We start from the raw sequence: 17,246 nt of genomic DNA on the forward strand, positions 1-17,246 counted from the left end.
TCTTTAAGGTTTTAATACACTAAAACTACATCCATCATGTTAAGGCTTAATAATCACTGGTGTACCAACCCCTACTTGTTGATAGAGGGCTTCGACATGATTATTATGCATACGAATGCATCCCTTTGAAGCACTTGTTCCAATGCTTGCGGGGTTACTTGTTCCGTGAATTCCGTAATGAGGGATGGAGAGTCCTAACCAGCGGCTGCCAAATACACCACCGGGATTTATATATTTACTGGCAACTGAGTAAGTCCCGGTAGGTGTTGGCGTGTTAGATTTGCCAATAGCAATCGGGTAACGCGCGATCACTTTATTTCCCTCATGAAGTTCAAGTTGACGACTGGAACGGTGAATGACAATTTGACGTTGGGGCATTAAACCTTCCTCCCTTCTTTTACAGCATATGGCGCTGAATTTGAAAATGTTTAATTTTGAATAATGTAGGGACCTTTTTGCGGAAAATAGATAAAGGAAACTTACTTCAGGTGGAGTTTTGACTTCATCTGAAGTTTAGTTGACTTATCCAGGGACTTAGCGCCACTTATCTCCCTCTTATGTAGAGGGAGTATTAGTGGCGATTAGTCATCGGATAATGGAGGGAGGCTTTTCATGAGTGACTATGTTGATGGCAAACTTTTAATTATTGGTGGAGCTGAGGATAAAAAAGGGGAATGTAAAATTCTCAAACGTTTTATACAGGAAGCGGGTGGGAGAGAAAGCGTGATTACGGTCCTAACAGCGGCGACGGAGCTTCCGGAGCAGGTTGGTGAAGAGTATCAGGAACTCTTTACAAAATTGGGGGGTGGCGAGATTCAAGTCCTCGATGTTGCCGACCGAGGGGGAGCCAACCACGAAAGTATAGTTCGTGAATTGCAAAAATCGTCAGGTGTTTTTTTTACAGGAGGGGATCAGCTGCGGATTACGGGGATGATTGGAGGAACTCTGCTGGGGAAAGCCCTTCATCAGCTCTATGAAAGAGGGGTAATCATTGCAGGGACAAGCGCTGGAGCCTCTGTCATGTCGGATACCATGATTGTGGGTGGGGAAGCAGGTACACCCAAAAAAGATACTTTAACGATGGCTCCAGGGCTCGGGCTTTTACGATCAGTTGTTATTGATCAACATTTTGCGCAGAGGGGAAGAATTGGACGATTATTGATGGCTGTTTCCCAGAATCCCTATGTTTTAGGCGTAGGAATTGATGAGGATACTTCAATCCTGGTTCATTCCGATGGACGTTTTTTTGTCGTGGGCAAGAATACGGTAACGGTGGTCGATGCTTCACCGACAATTGCGAGTAACGTCTCGGAAATCTCTCCAGGGCAGGCCTTAGTGTTGACTCCAGTGCTGATGCACGTTTTATCCGAAGGATATGGCTTCGATCTTAAACGCCGAGTTGCCCATTTTCACGCCTAAGGTTTAGGAAAGAGAATATTAAGAATAAAAAAGGTAAAACTAATAGATGTGTACTTTTCCCATGTCAAAGGAGGACAAATATCGTAATGGAGATAAAAAGTATCCAGGCGATTCAGGGTGCTAATGTCTATAGTTATCGGCCAATCATCCGAACCGTTGTGGATCTCCAGGAATGGGCAGAAAAAGAAAGCAAAACACTGGGGGATTTTAACTCGCGTTTAGTCCAGATCCTTCCTAATCTTTATGAGCACCACTGCTCACGGGGAAAACCGGGTGGTTTTATCGAGCGGCTCCAGGAGGGAACGTTCATTGGCCATGTTATGGAGCATGTGACTATTGAACTTTTAACCCTCACAGGACAAACTATTCCTTATGGTAAAACAATGTCTATTCTGGAATCCCCAGGAGAGTATGAAATCATCTTTAATTATGATTCCTTAGAGGCGGGAATTGAGGGTTTCAAACAAGGGTTTAAGGTTGTTGAACAACTCCTTGCAGGGGAGCTTCCTGATGTTAAGATATCGCTAGAACGAATACGACAAGTTAAGGAAGAGTTTGAGCTTGGCGCTTCAACCCGGTCAATCCTGGAAGCGGCAAATGAAAGAGGAATACCCGTACAACGGTTAAATGAAGGAAGTCTGCTTCAGCTGGGGTATGGTCGTAATCAAAGACGAATTCAAGCGGCAATGACTGATCAGACAAGTTGTATCGGAGTTGATATTGCCTGTGATAAGGAGTTAACCAAACAGCTTCTTTATGAAGGGGGAGTTCCTACTCCAAGAGGGGATAGCACAGAGAGTGAGGAGGAAGCTGTCGAGATTTTTCATTGGTTGGGCAAGCCGTCTGTAGTGAAGCCCTATAATGGAAATCAAGGAAAAGGGGTTAGCCTTAAATTAGAGACCGAGGGTGAAGTTCGTGCAGCGTTTAGGGTTGCGCAAACCTATAGCAATCGCGTCTTGGTGGAAGAATATGTGGAGGGACAAAATTATCGGCTCTTAGTGATAGGAAACCAACTTGTAGCTGTAGCGGAGCGGATTCCAGCTAGCGTGATTGGAGATGGAGTTTCGAGTATAGAACAATTAGTCCAGAAAGTGAATGAGAATCCCTTGCGGGGTGAAGATCATGAAAAACTCCTCACTAAGATTAAAATTGATCCTGTAGTGATTATGTCTTTAGCCCAGAAGAAGTTGACTTTGGAGTTTGTACCCGATGAAGGGGAGCTTGTTTATCTTCGAGATAGTGCCAATTTAAGTACGGGTGGGATTGCTAAAGATGTTACTGCACTTGTCCATCCTGAAAATGCAGAATTAGCAATATACGCTGCACGGATAATTGGATTGGATATTGCAGGTGTTGATTTAGTTATTGAGGATATTGGAATCTCTTATCGGGAACAAAAGGGGGCAATTATTGAAATTAATGCTGCGCCTGGGATTCGCATGCATCAGCATCCCTCTCTCGGAATACCTATCGATGTGGGTCGGAAAATTGTTGACCATGTTTTACCCAAGGGTAACGGGAGAATCCCTATTGTTTCTATAACAGGCACAAATGGCAAAACAACAACAACCCGAATGATTGGGAAAATGTTGGCCGATCGACATCTTAATGTAGGGATGACGACGACAGATGGAGTTTATATCGGGGGTAAGCTTCTCATGAGCGGGGATACAACAGGCCCAGAAAGTGCTCGCATGATCTTACGCCATCCGGATGTGCAGGTTGCCGTTTTGGAAACAGCGCGTGGCGGGATTTTACGGTCGGGTTTAGCCTATGATTATGCGGATATAGCCGTGATTACTAATGCAGCAAAAGATCATTTGGGTCAATATGGTGTAGAGACGCTTGAAGATATTGCTCATGTCAAGAGCCTTGTTGCTGAGGTGGTGAAGCCGCATAGCCATGTTGTATTGAATGCGGATGACCCGTTGGTTGTTCAAATGGCGCGTAAAACGAAAGGGCGGGTTATCTTTTTCAGTAGAGAAAAGGATAACCTAACCGTTCGTAAACATTTGGCCTGTGGTGGGACGGCTGTTTTTGTTCGCCGTGGCGTAATTTTACTTTGCCAAGGGGATCAAAGCTATAAAATTTGCACGGTCAAACAACTTCCCATTACCTGGGAGGGGAGAGCTGTTCATAATCTTCAGAATGCCTTAGGGGCAATTGCTGCAGGTTGGGCGTTAGGATTGACGGCAGAGGATATTCATTTGTCCTTGAGGGAATTCACCTCTGATCCGGAATATAACCGAGGACGTCTCAATCTTTATGAAATCGGCGGAGTTAATGTCTTCATCGATTATGGACATAATGCCGCCGGAATTCAGGAAGTGATCAATACTTTAAAAAAATTTAAAGCGAGTTCTGTCGTGGGGTGTGTTACCGTGCCAGGAGATCGTTCCGATGAAACAATACGGGAAGTTGCTCGTGTAGCGGCTCAGGGATTTCACCGTTTAATTATCCGAGAGGATGAAGATTTACGAGGAAGAAAACCAGGAGAAATTGCGAAGATTATGCTTGAGGAAGCGCGCTCTGCGGGGATGGATCTTAAGCAAATCTCGGTTGTTTTACCGGAACGGGAAGCCTTCAAATATGGTATTGAGCATTGCCGTGCGGGTGAGATTTTTGTGATGTTTTATGAGAATCTAAAGCCTATAGAAGAGGAAATTCGGCTTCGCCTGAATCAACAAGACATGACTGGATTTGGGATACCTCAAAAAGTGGCAACAGGCGAGGCAGGCTAAGGCAATAATTCAAAAAGAATCATGAGAAGGGGTCATTTTGGCCTCTTTTTATGATTCTTTTTGAATTCTGGTATGCCCTACGATGAATGGGGTTAAGTGTGCGGACAAGTGTAAATAAGCTATTGGCGGTGCTAAGCTTGTTAATAGCTAGTTTTCTATACATTAGACTGGTAGAGAGAAGGTAAAAGGGATATAATATAATAAAATAAAATCCGAACGTTCGGAAAGGATACCGCGATGAAAGCAGATGATCTTGTAACGTTCGCATATGCGAAGATCAATTTGGGGCTTTCTGTGAAAGGAAAGCGCCCAGATGGGTATCATGAGTTACAGACGGTGATGCAAACCATTGAGCTTCATGATACGGTGAAGATATCTCGAGTCGGAAATGATGAGATTGAATGCCTTTGTGGAGGGTTAAGCGGACCGAGGAATTTAGCCTATCAAGCGGCAAGGCTTTTTAGGGAGGGGATTAATTCCCATCAGGGTATCCGTCTTGAAATTGAAAAGAAAATCCCGATTCAAGCGGGTTTAGCCGGTGGAAGCGCAGATGCAGCGGCAACGTTGAGAGGGTTAAATCAGCTATACAATCAACCTTATTCTCAAGAGGAAATTCTTCAACTTGCTAATCAGTTAGGCTCAGATATCGCCTTTTGTCTAAACGGAGGAACGCAATGGGCCGAAGGACGGGGTGAAAAACTTCTGCCTTTAACGGATGTTCCAGAGATGTTTTTGATCATAGTAAAACCTCAGCAGGGGATTAATACAGGCGAATCTTATCGGAAATTTGATCAGTTAGGGAAAAGTCATCCGCTTTCCTTTCATGCTTGGGATGAGGCTTTGCAATCCGGTTCTGTTGAGAAAATTGCTTCATTATTGAGTAATGATCTAGAAGCAGGATCGCAAATAATTTTGCCATTGATTGAAAGATTAAAAGAGGGTCTAAAGGAGAACGGTTGCTATGGGGCTCTTATGTCGGGAAGCGGATCTGCTGTTTTCGGAATTGCTCATTCTGCGGAGCACGCTCAAGAGATAGCCCATTCCTTGCAGAAGAGAGGATATTTATCTTGGGCGACTAAAACAATAACGCCATAGTATATATAAAGTAAAATTGATAAGTCCATAGAGAGTTAAAGCATTTTATCGGATTATCGGAGGGTGCTTAAATAGTTGAATTTGAAAGGGGAAATATATGTTGGAAAGAAAACTAGTTCCGGTTAAACTCGATAGCTATAAACCGCTTCGAGAGATTGTTTTTGAATCTTTACGTGAAGCCATTATCAGCGGGCTGCTTGAACCGGGAGAACGACTGATGGAGATACAATTAGCAGATGAAATGGGGGTTAGCCGTACTCCTGTTCGAGAGGCGATTCGCAAATTAGAATTAGAAGGGTTTGTCGTGATGATTCCTCGCAAGGGAGCTTATGTTGCAGGAGTCAGCGATAAGGACGTTGCTGACGTTTTTGAAATCCGCGCCGCCTTGGAAGGATTAGCTGCAAGTTTGGCCGCAGAGCGGATAACCGATGAGGAAATTGAGCAGATGGAGCGGATGATTCTTTACCGTTCAGGAGAAGAAGTTGATATGGAGAAAATTGTGGAAGCGGACACGGATTTTCATGCACTCGTTTATAAAGCCAGCCGTAATGAACGATTGATTACGATTTTAGCTAATTTACGTGAGCAGATTCAACGTTTTCGGGCAACCTCGCTAGCGTATCCTGGGCGACTAAAAGATGCAGTCGAGGAACATCAGGGAATCGTTGATGCCTTATCTAGCCACAATGTAGAAGAAGCTCAGGCTTTAGCCATGGCTCATATTGTGACTGCAGAGAATGTTATGTTTGAAGCCCTGCGTTTAACTAAAGGAAAAAAGGAAGCAGAGAAAGTACAGGAAAAAGATAAGGAATAGAGGATCAGACCATGGACAAGATGAAAAGAGCGGAACGTATGGTCGCAGCTATGCAGATCCTAATGTCTAAGCCCAATATGCTTATTCCATTAACCGTATTGGCAGAGCGTTTTGGAGCGGCAAAGTCGACGATTAGTGAAGATTTATTGGCATTAAAAGAAAGCCTACAATGCACGGGTCAGGGCCGTTTGGAAACAGTCTCGGGAGCCGCTGGTGGGGTCCGTTATATTCCGGAAATTTCACAACAGGAAAAAGACCTTTTCCTTAAGGATCTTGCCGAACGTCTCAGTGTAAAAGAACGAATATTACCGGGTAGTTTTCTCTATATGACAGATCTATTGTATAATCCTACGATTTTAAGACCTTTAGGGTTGATTTTCGCAGGGACCTTTCGGGAGAAAAAACCGGATATCGTCGTTACAATTGAAACAAAGGGAATTCCGCTTGCTTTAGTCACGGCTGAGGCTCTAGGGGTACCTATGGTCATTATTCGGCATGGAAATAAAGTGACAGAAGGTTCTGCTGTGAGTATCAATTATGTTTCCGGATCCTCAAAAAGAATTCAGTCAATGTCGTTAGGACGGAGGGCCTTGGAATCGGGGAAAAACGTTTTAATCATTGATGATTTTATGAAGGCAGGTGGAACCTCCTTAGGAATGATCAATTTAATGCAAGAATTTGAGGTCAATGTTGTTGGGTTGGGAGTTCTCATGGAAAGTCTAACGGATAATGAGCCTAAGCTTGTTCAGCATTACCTTTCGCTACTCCAACTCAAGGAATTAGATCCGGCGCAGGGGTTAGCACTTGTTACCCCTTCACCAGAATTTATATAAAAGAATCGATCTTTTTCAGCTTGAATTATACCCTCTCCCCCTGTGCAATAGAGGTTTAAAACTATTGAGGTAAAATCGCGAATTTTAAAAATTTTACCAGGAAAAGCAGGAGTTTTTTACCAAATATAGAATTATAAATCATGGAATATTGCGAGGCAGCAGGGAAGGGTGGTGATTCTTAGTGAATATTACTGATGTACGAGTTCGGAAAGTGAATGTTGAAGGTAAGATGAAAGCAGTCGTTTCGGTAACATTTGACAATGCGTTTGTCGTTCATGATGTGAAGGTTGTTGAAGGTACAAATGGTTTATTTGTTGCGATGCCAAGCCGTAAAACTCCGGAAGGGGAATTTCGTGACATAGCTCACCCTATTTCCTCTGCGGCGCGTGAAGTTATTCAGACCGCTGTTTTAAAAGCCTATCAAGAAGCGATGTAGGAACGATAATCGGTAATTCACGAGATATATTTGATGAATAAGAATGGTACACATGTCTAATGCATGCATAGATACTATCAAAAAGAGACCTGTAGAGGTCTCTTTTTAGATATAAAAAGATAAAGTGAGAATAAAAGGAGGAATTTTGCAGTTTTTTGACGAATAATTTTATTTCGAGAGTTTTCGGTTAAAATAGGGTTGGAGGCGAAAAACCATGCCTAATTGGGCAGCAGTCATCCTGGCTGCGGGGAAAGGGACACGAATGAAATCTAAGCTTCCTAAGGTGATGCATCACTTGGCAGGGAAGCCGATGATTTCGCATGTCCTGGATCTAGTGACGAAGAATAAAATAGAACGCTCTTTAGTGATTTTAGGACACGGGCGGGAACAGATTGAGGAGTTTCTATCTGGACAGACTGAAATTGTTATTCAAGCAGAACAGTTAGGGACAGGCCATGCACTAATGCAAGCGGACCCTTATCTTGATGGAGTGGATAATATCGTAGTCTTGAGCGGAGACCAACCCTTAATTCGGCCGGAAACCTTAGCCGAACTCATCCGTATTCATGCTCATAGTCAAGGAGCTGCAACAGTTCTCACAGCCCAGTTTGAAAATCCTTACGGATATGGACGTGTTGTTAAGGATGGAGAGAATTTTGTTAAGATAGTGGAAGAAAAGGATGCAACTATAGAAGAACGAGCCATCCAAGAAATTAATACGGGAACTTACTGTTTTAATGTGGCCAAACTTAGGGAAGCTCTACAGAAGATTACACCTCAAAATGCCCAAGGTGAATATTACCTCACTGAAGTTTTTGATATATTTATGACCCAGGGAGAAAAAATTGCAACATATTGTACGGAAGATGTCAATGAAGCCTTAGGGATCAATAGTCGAGTCCAATTAGCTGAAGCCGAGCATGTATTTCGCGAGCGTATTCTTAAACACTGGATGGATGAAGGAGTTACGATTATTGATCCGTCATCGACCTTTATTGGTAGTGAGGTTAAGCTCAGCCGTGATGTAGTAATCGAACCCTTCACGACTTTAAAGGGCAAAACCCAAGTAGAGGAGGATGCCATCCTGGGTCCACAAACTACGCTCGAGGACTGCTTCTGTGGTACGGGATGTCAAGTCGCATACTCGGTGGCTAATAAGGCGCAAATCGGACCACGATGTAACATTGGACCCTTTGCCTATCTAAGGCCGGGAACGGTCTTAGAGGAAGGGGTTAAAGTGGGGGATTTTGTAGAGATCAAAAACAGTAAGATTGGTCGAGGAAGCAAGGTGCCTCATTTAAGCTATGTGGGAGATTCTCAAGTGGGTCAATCCGTTAACATTGGTGCAGGGACTATTACTTGTAACTATGACGGAATTAATAAACATCAGACCATAATTGGGGATAATGTTTTTATTGGTAGTAATACTAATCTAGTAGCTCCAGTGGAAGTTGGCGAAGGGGCTATAACCGGTGCTGGTTCAACTATTACGAAGAATGTACCAGCTTATGCATTGGCTGTGGAGCGGAGTGCCCAAAAATTAAAGGAAAATTGGGCCCGTAATAAGAAATAATAGGGGGATAAATAAGCAATGTCGGTCAAGGAGTTAAAAGTATTTTGTGGCAACGCTAACCGCGAACTAGCAGAAGAAATTACGGAGTATCTTGGGGTGCCACTAGGAGAGTCTAAAGTTAAACGCTTCCAAGATGGTGAGATTGCCATTGAAATTAATGAGAGTGTTCGGGGTGCGGACGTTTTTGTCGTACAACCGACTTGCAATCCAACCAATGATAATATTATGGAACTTCTGATCATGATTGATGCGTTAAAACGGGCTTCCGCTCGCCGCATTACTCCAGTAATCCCTTATTACGGGTATGCTCGACAAGAAAGGAAATCAAGAGCGCGTGACCCGATTACCGCTAAACTTATGGCCAACTTAATCACGACCGCAGGAGCAGATAGGGTAGTCACTATGGATCTCCATGCTCCGGCCATTCAGGGATTTTTTGATATTCCAGTGGATCATTTACCGGGTGTGCCGATTCTAGCGGAGTACTTCCTGGATAAAGGACTTAAGGACCTTGCGGTGGTTTCTCCAGATTTAGGGGGAGTACAACGCTCACGGAATCTAGCCGAAAGAATAGGAGCTTCACTTGCTATTATCGATAAACGACGCCCAGAACCGAATGTTTCGCAGATTATGAATGTTATTGGTGATATTCAAGGTAAGACGGTAATCATGATTGACGACATTATTGATACTGCAGGGACGATTACGCTAGGAGCTCAAGCCTTAATAGATCGGGGAGCAAAAGAAGTTTATGCCTGTTGTACTCACGCTGTTTTATCTGGCCCAGCTCTCGATCGACTTGAGAAATCAGTAATTAAAGAAGTTATTGTTACGAATACGATACCGCTTGATCCCGAACATAAGATCCCCAAAATTAAGACACTTTCTGTGGCTCCTTTGTTAGGATCAGCCATCGTCCGCATTCATGAGGATCTTTCAGTGAGTAAGCTATTTAGTTAATTAAGTCCCCTGGGGTTAGCCCAGGGGTTCTTTGCACTAAAGTATAAATACAACTAAAGCTTTGCTCAAACCAAGTTTTCTTTAGTTATCGGGTTTGGAGCAGAAGAACTGGAATCTTCCTCTGAAGCACTTGCTGAGGGGGAGGAGGCTATTTCAGTGGTTTCAGAGGGCTCCAGAGTGGATTCGGTAACAATCACGCCATCTTGATCCAGAGGGAGACTTTCACCTTCACGTGGTTCTTGGGCAAAATCTAGTGGCTCTTTTTTCTTGAAGTATTTTCCGAAGGAATGCGTTGTTTCGCTGGCTAGATGGGAGGTAGAGTGGACTAAGGATTTAAAGCTGTCGCTTAATCCTTTATCTGCTGTCACAAGATGCGTCTCACTTCCTTTTTCAGTAACAATGACATCTTGCCCAATCGTTGATATATACTCTGCCTGGAGGATAGCTTTGCCATTGAGAAGACCCTCAAGCTTGCCGCCTGAGATCTGAATTTGGGTAATTCGTCCTGTTTCTGATTCAATAAAATACTCTTCAGCAACTCCGAGGGTTTTACCACTTTGCGTAATGACGCGTGTGCCAATAATTGAGAGCTTTTCTTTAATTAAGCTGAGGATCTCGGGCAGATTTGCAGATTTTTCAACATGCGCTCCTTTGTCAATCGTGATGGCATCATCGCCTACGCTGATGACTTTACCGTAGGGAATGATGCGTTGGTCCTTAAAGAACCCTTTAAGGTCAACTACGAGAGCAGCAAGGGATTTGGTGCGGGCATCAATAACTAGACTTTTGACATAACCGATATGTTGTCCTTCGCTCAGGGAAACAATCGGTAAAGATAAAAATTTACGGCTTGGTTTCATGAGCATTCGCCCCCTTATTTTTATTTAATAATCAGCGTCAGTACAAATATGTTTCCTTCACAATTTATTCGAGAGATGTTTTCAATATGCTTAGAGGGAGTGAAATAGATGAAACTTATTGTAGGATTAGGAAATCCGGGTGGACAATACGCAGAGACGCGACATAATGTGGGCTTTTTACTCTTAGATACATGGGCTGAGGAACTAAAATTGGATTTTCGACCTAAATTTCAGGGACTCATAGCTGAAATGCAATTAACGGGAGAAAAAGTATTTTTTCTTAAACCCCTGACTTTTATGAACCTCAGTGGTCGCTCGATTCGCGAAATAGCCCAATTTTATAAAATTGCTTCGAAAGATATTCTCGTTGCCCATGATGATATGGATTTACCTTTGGGAAGGATTCGTCTTCGGCAATCGGGAAGTGCGGGCGGCCATAACGGGATTAAGTCAACGATTGCCGAAGTCGGAACCGAAGAGTTCTGGCGGTTAAAAATTGGAGTCGGTAGACCGCCCGCAGGATGGGATCCGGCTAACTATGTGCTGGGCAGTTTCGGAAAAGAAGAACTCTCCTCGCTTGAAGATGTATTAGAGCGTGGACAGGAGGTTCTGCGTCTTTGGATTCAGGGAGAAAGTAACAAGGCGATGAATAAGTACAATCACTAATCAAACAACTCCTCTGGGTATAACCATACCTAGCGAAGGTTAACCTAAGAAGGAGAGGTGTTGGAAAATGTTTGTACTTAAAGTCTGTCAAGCCTGTGACCGTGTTCTCGGCGAACTTGAAGTGGAGGACTTGACCACGGAGCGGTCGAATTCTATAATAAATTTTGTAGGTAATGTTGCTTATGCTTTGTGCCCGGATTGCCTAGAGCAATTAGAAATGGAGAAAGAGCAACGATTTCATTAAAAACCTAATCGATTGAACAGGGGGTATATATAAATATACCTCTATAGTCATCTTGTGTTTAAATGGCGCAATAAATGGGGGTCCCAGTTCGGACGTTCAGTTTTTTTGCGTGGGTAAACGGGTTTGAAAGGATGGACGGGTTGAGTACAATTCATCATTATCTCCGGCAAGGATTGGATATTGACCAGATTCAAGCAGCAATTGTCCGGAAAGAATGGCCACAGATGGTTTACAATTTATCGGGAAGCCAAAAGATCGCACTTGCTGCAGAACTATTAAGTGGGGGTAAGACAGGGTTAATTCTCACCTACTCAGAGGAAGAAGCTCAAAAATGGGTCAATGATCTAAAGTCTTGGCTACCTGAGAAATCCGTTCTCTACTTTCCAGTAACGGAATGGCTACCCTTTGAGGTTTTGGGTCGGAGCCGGGAAACAACTGCGGAGCGGATTAAGGTTTTGAATCAGCTTGCTCAAAATAAACAACAGATTGTGGTAGCACCTATTCTTGCCCTCGATCGTCGGATGTTTTCAGAAGAGCGTTGGAAGGAATATACGCAGGAATTTGAATTGGGAGAGACCTATGTTCTGGCGGATGTGATTACAAAGCTCGTGACAGCAGGCTATGTGCGGCTTGACCTTGTTGAAGGAAAGGGTCAGTTTGCCCTGCGGGGTGGAATTCTCGATATTTATCCACTGGACGGAGAGCCGCTTCGGATTGAGTTTTTTGATGATGAAGTGGATTCGATTCGAATTTTTGATTTAGATACACAGAAATCAACTCGGTCTTTAGAAACGGTTTTAGTTCCTCCGGTTCTCGAATATGTCGTTCGTCCTGAGGAATTGGAAAAGTTACGTTGGGAGATCAAAGCTCAGGCTCGTAAGGTATCAGGACGTTTAAATCGGAGTGAACGAACGGAAGCAGCAGAGCGAATTCAGGAGAAAGCTCAACGCTTGGAAGAACGGTTAAGTCAAGGGATTTTGGATGAAAATAGTTATCCTTATCTCAGCTTGCTAGAGAATTCGCTAGATTCATTTTTCTCGCTACTCGCTCCAGAAAGTTATGTCATTCTGGACGATCCCTTGCGTCTGAAGGAACAATTAGAGTTTCAACTTAAGGAACGCTTAGAAGAATATACTCAGGCCCTGGAAAAAGGGGAAGAATTTATAAGTCCAGAAGATCAATTTATAAATTATCCGGAAATTCTTGAATATGGAACAGGCCGTCCCTTTGTTCTTTTGTCCACACTTCCTCGTCAAATTCCCGGAGTCTCGCCACGTCAGATTTATAATCTTACAGCGCGCACATTAACAGGATTTATGGGTAAGACGGGTGTTTTAGCGGAGGAAATTGAGCATTGGCAGAAGATGGGATATATTGTTTCTTTATTTGCTGGGGATGAGGAACACGCGGAACGACTGATTCAAGGTTTAAGAGACCGTGGAGCAGTAGCTCAGCGTAAGAAATTAGAGGAGCCCATTCAAGTAGGTGGAGTTTATGTTTATGCTTATTCTTTAGATCAAGGTTTTGAATTGCCACTCAGTAAGCTTGTTATATTGAGCGAAGCAGAGATTTACAAAAGAGAGAGGAAAACGCCTGCCAAGCGGCCAGTGGTTAAAGAAACCAAGACAACAAGGCTTCAGTTCTCTGATCTCAAACCGGGTGATTATGTGGTTCATGTCCACCATGGTGTCGGGAGATTCTTAGGCATTGAAAGATTGGCAGTGAGTGGGGTTGAGAAAGATTATTTTACGGTTAAATATGCCGGAGAAGATCGCTTGTATGTTCCACTGGACCAGTTGAATTTGCTTCAGAAATATTTAGGTAGCGATGCTGAAGCCCTTCCAAAGCTCTATAAACTGGGCGGAAATGATTGGAAGAAAGTAAAGAATAAGGCGAAGAGCTCTATTAAAGAGATGGCCATTGATTTAGTGAAGCTTTATGCTGAACGGGAGGCTGTTCAGGGATTTGCTTTTTCCCCAGATAATGTCTGGCAACAGGAATTTGAAGAAAAGTTTCCCTATGAGGAGACGCCGGATCAACTGAAAAGTATTCAAGAAGTCAAACACGATATGATGCGTCTAAGACCTATGGATCGTCTGCTTTGTGGAGATGTCGGTTATGGGAAGACGGAGGTCGCATTACGAGCAGCATTTAAGGCAGTGATGGACAGCAAACAGGTTGCCGTCTTGGTTCCTACTACGATTCTTGCTCAGCAGCATTTCAATACATTTAGGGAGAGGTTTACGGGTTATCCTGTAACGATCGAAATGCTCAGTCGTTTTCGTACAGCGAAGGAACAAAAAGTGATCATTCAAGGTCTCAAAGAGGGAAATATCGATATTATTGTGGGTACCCATCGCCTCATATCAGATGCCGTTAAATTTAAAGATCTAGGACTTTTGGTTATCGACGAAGAACAACGTTTCGGGGTAACGCATAAGGAAAAGCTCAAGACGTTAAAGGCGAATGTGGATGTTCTTACCCTTTCTGCAACTCCTATTCCGCGGACCTTGCATATGTCACTCGTGGGTGTTCGGGATATGAGTGTGATTGAGACTCCACCTGAAGACCGTTATCCTGTTCAAACCTATGTTGCAGAATTCCGGCCTGATCTTGTTCGTGATGCGATACGTCGGGAGATTCAACGAGGCGGGCAAGTATTTTTCGTGCATAATCGAGTGGAAGATATGGAACAAGTTGTCCATTTTTTGAGCCAACTCGTACCTGAAGTGCGTTTTGGAATAGCTCATGGACAGATGAGCGAGACGGTGCTGGAAAAGGAAATGATCTCCTTTCTTGAGCATGAAAATGATGTTCTTGTTTGTACGACAATTATTGAAACAGGCTTAGATATGCCGAATGTAAATACCTTAATTATTGATGAGTCAGACCGCTTAGGGTTAGGTCAGCTTTACCAGTTACGGGGACGGGTTGGACGTTCGAATCGTAAAGCCTACGCTTATTTCCTCTATAAGCCGCAGAAGGTTCTGACTGAAGTGGCAGAAAAACGACTTGCAGCAATACGGGAATTTACAGAATTCGGCTCAGGACTTAGAATTGCCATGCGAGATTTAGAAATTCGCGGAGCGGGAAATTTAATTGGAGCCCAACAACATGGACAGTTAGCAGCGGTTGGGTTTGAACTTTATAGCCAAATGCTTAAAGAAGCTGTCCTAGAGATCAAGGGAGAAAAGGTCGAGGATAAAATTGAGCCTAGTATTGAGGTTCAAGTGGATGCGTTTATACCTGATGAATACATTGCTGATCGCCAGGTCAAAGCCTCACTTTATCAGCGATTGGTGATGATCTCTGCAGAAGAGGAACTCAGTGACATGGTGGATGAATTGATTGATCGTTTTGGTAATCCGCCTCGTGAAGTGGAAAACTTATTGAAAATTATCCGAATTAAGTGGATTGCTGCAGGATTAAAAATTCAACAGATTCAACAGCTAAAACAACAAGTACTCCTCAAATTTGCTTCTGATCCTGGACTAACGGGAGAGAAATTGATGACGGTTGCTACAGGGTCTCCGTTCCCAGTCTCCTTTGGGACGACAGGAGAAGGTAATTTGGAGATTAAAGTCCGGTTACGTTCAATGGGACAAGAGGAGATTTTAGATGCAATCCAACGCGTTATCTTGGTATTTAATGGTATTGCTTCAGAGGTATAGCCCTGTTATAATGGCAATTGATGGATTTTGAAAGGGTGTGTCATTATGAAAAAATTCCGGGCAAGTTTAGTTGCCGGAGTCTTAGTATTAGCATTAAGTTTAACGGGATGTTCTTCTTTGGGTGGTGAAAAATGGGTAGCCAAGGTTAATGGAGATACAATTTCCTTAACAGACTATAATACCCGGACTGCGGATGTCCAAAAAGCCTATGAGCAACAAGGTATGAGCTTTGATTCCGAGCAAGGGAAATCGTCTTTGAAACAAATTCAAGGTGAGATTTTGAATAGTATGATTGGCTCGGTTTTAGTGAGTCAAGACGTTAAAAAGCAGGGCTTAGATCTGGAATCTACAGAAGTAAAGACTGCAGAAGACAATATTAAGAAACAGTTTCAGGATGATACACAATATCAAGACTGGCTGAAGCAACAGGCGATGACGGCTGACGACGTGAAGCGCTATTTAGCGTTATCCAATTATGTAACGAAGGATGTTAAGGTTACGGACGGAGAAATCAAACAATACTTTGACAGTAATCAGGATAAGTACGGAGGTCAAGCGGAACAGGTCAAAGCCAGTCATATTTTGGTTAAGACTGAGGAGGAAGCCAATGCAATTATTGCTCAACTTCAGAAGAGTACTAACCTTAGTACAGACTTTGCGCAGTTAGCAAAAGAGAAGTCTACTGAACCAGGAGCCGCAGATTCGGGCGGACAGCTGGGCTACTTTGCTGCAGGTTCGATGGTTCCAGAATTTGAGAAAGCGGCTTTTGCTCAAAAGGTAGGGACCATCTCGACAACACCTGTGAAGACAGATTTCGGGTATCATGTTATTTTTGTTGAGGATCATAAGCAAGCGGTAAAGGCAGATTTTACGAAGGTGAAGGATCAAGTGGCTAGCGATGCACTAAATAATGCTAAAGGGTTGAAATTTGAGACGTATTTTAATGACTTAAATCAGAAAGCCACGATTGAATACGCAAGTGGATATAATCCTCAAGATTTGACATCAACTCCTTCTACTTCTACCCCTTCAACGGGTACCTCCTCAACGGCTACGCCTTCAAAAAACCCCTAAGAAAAAATAAATAAGAACTTTAGTTGTCTAATTAAAAGAGAAGCTGTTGACCTTAAGTCAACAGCTTCTCTTTTATCTAGTGAGATCGCTAAAATCACCTTATTTCTTTAGTTATGGAAAAAAATGAATAATAGAGATTCGGGAGATATATACTATCAATGAAGTTATCACATGCGAAATTACCGAATAAACAAGGTGTTTCGCCTCAATAAACGGAAAAGGATGGGTTAGTTTACCTCGTCCGTAACGGCTGTAGTGAACTATAGGTTCGCAAACGACAATAAAGGAGGGAAGAGCGTCCATGAAAGCAACAGGCATTGTAAGAAGAATTGATGATCTTGGTCGTGTTGTTATTCCAAAGGAAATTCGTCGGACACTTCGTATAAGAGAGGGAGATCCACTTGAGATTTTTGTGGATCGCGATGGTGAAGTGATTCTGAAGAAGTATTCACCTATTGGTGAGCTCGGCGATTTTGCCAAGGAATATGCGGATTCCCTTTATGAAGCTACAGGACATATTGCCTGTATTGCGGACCGTGATGTAATAATCGCAGTCTCAGGCGCTTCAAAAAAAGAGTACTTAAATAAGCCGATCTGGGCAATCCTAGAGCAAGCAATGAATGACCGCAAGACGATTCATCTGAAAGCTGGAGAAACAGCAAAAGGGATGGAGGATGATGACGAGCAGGCAAAGTCCACGACTCAGGTTGTTGCTCCAATTATTGCAGAGGGAGATCCGATTGGTGCAGTCGTTTTGATGTCTAAGGATCCCAATGTTAAGATGGGAGAGCTAGAGCTTAAGTTAGTGGAGACAGCAGCAGGTTTTCTTGCGAAACAGATGGAACAGTAGAAGATAAAGA

At 43.2% G+C, this 17,246-nt stretch carries 15 protein-coding genes; 13 read left to right on the top strand and 2 right to left on the bottom strand.

Going from position 1 to position 17,246, the window contains the following annotated elements:
- Positions 1–39: 39 nt before the first annotated feature.
- Positions 40–378 carry a L,D-transpeptidase gene (locus DESME_RS00235; RefSeq protein ID WP_006717624.1) on the bottom strand — a complete coding sequence of 113 codons (339 nt, stop codon included), beginning with the start codon at positions 376–378 and terminating at the stop codon, positions 40–42.
- Positions 379–612: 234 nt separating this feature from the next.
- Between DESME_RS00235 and DESME_RS00240 the strand changes: the two genes are divergently transcribed.
- From DESME_RS00240 to DESME_RS00275, 8 genes are all read left to right on the top strand, one after another.
- Positions 613–1,419 (top strand): cyanophycinase, encoded by an 807-nt coding sequence (locus tag DESME_RS00240; protein ID WP_006717623.1) that lies wholly within the window; start codon positions 613–615, stop codon positions 1,417–1,419.
- Between the two features lie 86 nt (positions 1,420–1,505).
- Positions 1,506–4,160 (top strand): cyanophycin synthetase, encoded by a 2,655-nt coding sequence (cphA, locus tag DESME_RS00245; protein WP_006717620.1) that lies wholly within the window; start codon positions 1,506–1,508, stop codon positions 4,158–4,160.
- A 237-nt stretch (positions 4,161–4,397) separates the two neighbouring features.
- Positions 4,398–5,255: a 4-(cytidine 5'-diphospho)-2-C-methyl-D-erythritol kinase gene (gene ispE, locus DESME_RS00250; RefSeq protein WP_006717617.1), complete on the top strand. Its 858-nt coding sequence runs from the start codon at positions 4,398–4,400 to the stop codon at positions 5,253–5,255.
- A 100-nt stretch (positions 5,256–5,355) separates the two neighbouring features.
- Positions 5,356–6,069, top strand: coding sequence for a GntR family transcriptional regulator (locus tag DESME_RS00255; protein ID WP_025248577.1), 714 nt, complete (start codon positions 5,356–5,358; stop codon positions 6,067–6,069).
- A gap of 11 nt (positions 6,070–6,080) precedes the next feature.
- Positions 6,081–6,902: a pur operon repressor gene (gene purR, locus DESME_RS00260; RefSeq protein WP_006717614.1), complete on the top strand. Its 822-nt coding sequence runs from the start codon at positions 6,081–6,083 to the stop codon at positions 6,900–6,902.
- 181 nt (positions 6,903–7,083) lie between these two features.
- Entirely contained in the window at positions 7,084–7,338 is a 255-nt protein-coding gene (gene spoVG, locus DESME_RS00265) for a septation regulator SpoVG (RefSeq protein ID WP_006717612.1), read from the top strand.
- A 214-nt stretch (positions 7,339–7,552) separates the two neighbouring features.
- Positions 7,553–8,911 (top strand): bifunctional UDP-N-acetylglucosamine diphosphorylase/glucosamine-1-phosphate N-acetyltransferase GlmU, encoded by a 1,359-nt coding sequence (gene glmU, locus DESME_RS00270; RefSeq protein WP_006717609.1) that lies wholly within the window; start codon positions 7,553–7,555, stop codon positions 8,909–8,911.
- Between the two features lie 18 nt (positions 8,912–8,929).
- On the top strand, positions 8,930–9,871 hold the full coding sequence (locus DESME_RS00275; protein WP_006717607.1) for a ribose-phosphate diphosphokinase: 942 nt from the start codon (positions 8,930–8,932) through the stop codon (positions 9,869–9,871).
- A 65-nt stretch (positions 9,872–9,936) separates the two neighbouring features.
- Here DESME_RS00275 and DESME_RS00280 read toward each other — a convergent pair whose 3' ends face one another.
- Positions 9,937–10,731: a PRC-barrel domain-containing protein gene (locus DESME_RS00280; RefSeq protein WP_006717604.1), complete on the bottom strand. Its 795-nt coding sequence runs from the start codon at positions 10,729–10,731 to the stop codon at positions 9,937–9,939.
- Between the two features lie 108 nt (positions 10,732–10,839).
- Here DESME_RS00280 and pth point away from each other — a divergent pair, with 108 nt between their 5' ends.
- The 5 genes from pth (at position 10,840) to spoVT (ending at position 17,236) form a co-directional block, all read left to right on the top strand.
- On the top strand, positions 10,840–11,397 hold the full coding sequence (pth, locus tag DESME_RS00285) for an aminoacyl-tRNA hydrolase (RefSeq protein ID WP_006717602.1): 558 nt from the start codon (positions 10,840–10,842) through the stop codon (positions 11,395–11,397).
- A gap of 67 nt (positions 11,398–11,464) precedes the next feature.
- Positions 11,465–11,641, top strand: a complete 177-nt coding sequence (locus DESME_RS15965; RefSeq protein WP_006717600.1) for a hypothetical protein — start codon at positions 11,465–11,467, stop codon at positions 11,639–11,641.
- Positions 11,642–11,772: 131 nt separating this feature from the next.
- Positions 11,773–15,312 (top strand): transcription-repair coupling factor, encoded by a 3,540-nt coding sequence (gene mfd, locus DESME_RS00290; RefSeq protein WP_156922741.1) that lies wholly within the window; start codon positions 11,773–11,775, stop codon positions 15,310–15,312.
- Positions 15,313–15,357: 45 nt separating this feature from the next.
- Positions 15,358–16,386 carry a peptidylprolyl isomerase gene (locus DESME_RS00295; RefSeq protein WP_006717596.1) on the top strand — a complete coding sequence of 343 codons (1,029 nt, stop codon included), beginning with the start codon at positions 15,358–15,360 and terminating at the stop codon, positions 16,384–16,386.
- 301 nt (positions 16,387–16,687) lie between these two features.
- Complete coding sequence (gene spoVT, locus DESME_RS00300) at positions 16,688–17,236, top strand: stage V sporulation protein T (protein WP_006717594.1); 549 nt, start codon at positions 16,688–16,690, stop codon at positions 17,234–17,236.
- Positions 17,237–17,246: the final 10 nt, after the last annotated feature.

Source organism: Desulfitobacterium metallireducens DSM 15288, assembly GCF_000231405.2.
Lineage (GTDB): Bacteria > Bacillota > Desulfitobacteriia > Desulfitobacteriales > Desulfitobacteriaceae > Desulfitobacterium_A > Desulfitobacterium_A metallireducens.

What these genes read in the sequence shown, in the direction of transcription:
- DESME_RS00235 (WP_006717624.1), bottom strand. Translation starts at nt 378, where the DNA reads ATGCCCCAACGTCAAATTGTCATTCACCGTTCCAGTCGTCAACTTGAA.
- DESME_RS00240 (WP_006717623.1), top strand. Translation starts at nt 613, where the DNA reads ATGAGTGACTATGTTGATGGCAAACTTTTAATTATTGGTGGAGCTGAG.
- cphA (WP_006717620.1), top strand. Translation starts at nt 1,506, where the DNA reads ATGGAGATAAAAAGTATCCAGGCGATTCAGGGTGCTAATGTCTATAGT.
- ispE (WP_006717617.1), top strand. Translation starts at nt 4,398, where the DNA reads ATGAAAGCAGATGATCTTGTAACGTTCGCATATGCGAAGATCAATTTG.
- purR (WP_006717614.1), top strand. Translation starts at nt 6,081, where the DNA reads ATGGACAAGATGAAAAGAGCGGAACGTATGGTCGCAGCTATGCAGATC.
- glmU (WP_006717609.1), top strand. Translation starts at nt 7,553, where the DNA reads ATGCCTAATTGGGCAGCAGTCATCCTGGCTGCGGGGAAAGGGACACGA.
- DESME_RS00275 (WP_006717607.1), top strand. Translation starts at nt 8,930, where the DNA reads ATGTCGGTCAAGGAGTTAAAAGTATTTTGTGGCAACGCTAACCGCGAA.
- DESME_RS00280 (WP_006717604.1), bottom strand. Translation starts at nt 10,731, where the DNA reads ATGAAACCAAGCCGTAAATTTTTATCTTTACCGATTGTTTCCCTGAGC.
- pth (WP_006717602.1), top strand. Translation starts at nt 10,840, where the DNA reads ATGAAACTTATTGTAGGATTAGGAAATCCGGGTGGACAATACGCAGAG.
- DESME_RS15965 (WP_006717600.1), top strand. Translation starts at nt 11,465, where the DNA reads ATGTTTGTACTTAAAGTCTGTCAAGCCTGTGACCGTGTTCTCGGCGAA.
- mfd (WP_156922741.1), top strand. Translation starts at nt 11,773, where the DNA reads ATGGACGGGTTGAGTACAATTCATCATTATCTCCGGCAAGGATTGGAT.
- DESME_RS00295 (WP_006717596.1), top strand. Translation starts at nt 15,358, where the DNA reads ATGAAAAAATTCCGGGCAAGTTTAGTTGCCGGAGTCTTAGTATTAGCA.
- spoVT (WP_006717594.1), top strand. Translation starts at nt 16,688, where the DNA reads ATGAAAGCAACAGGCATTGTAAGAAGAATTGATGATCTTGGTCGTGTT.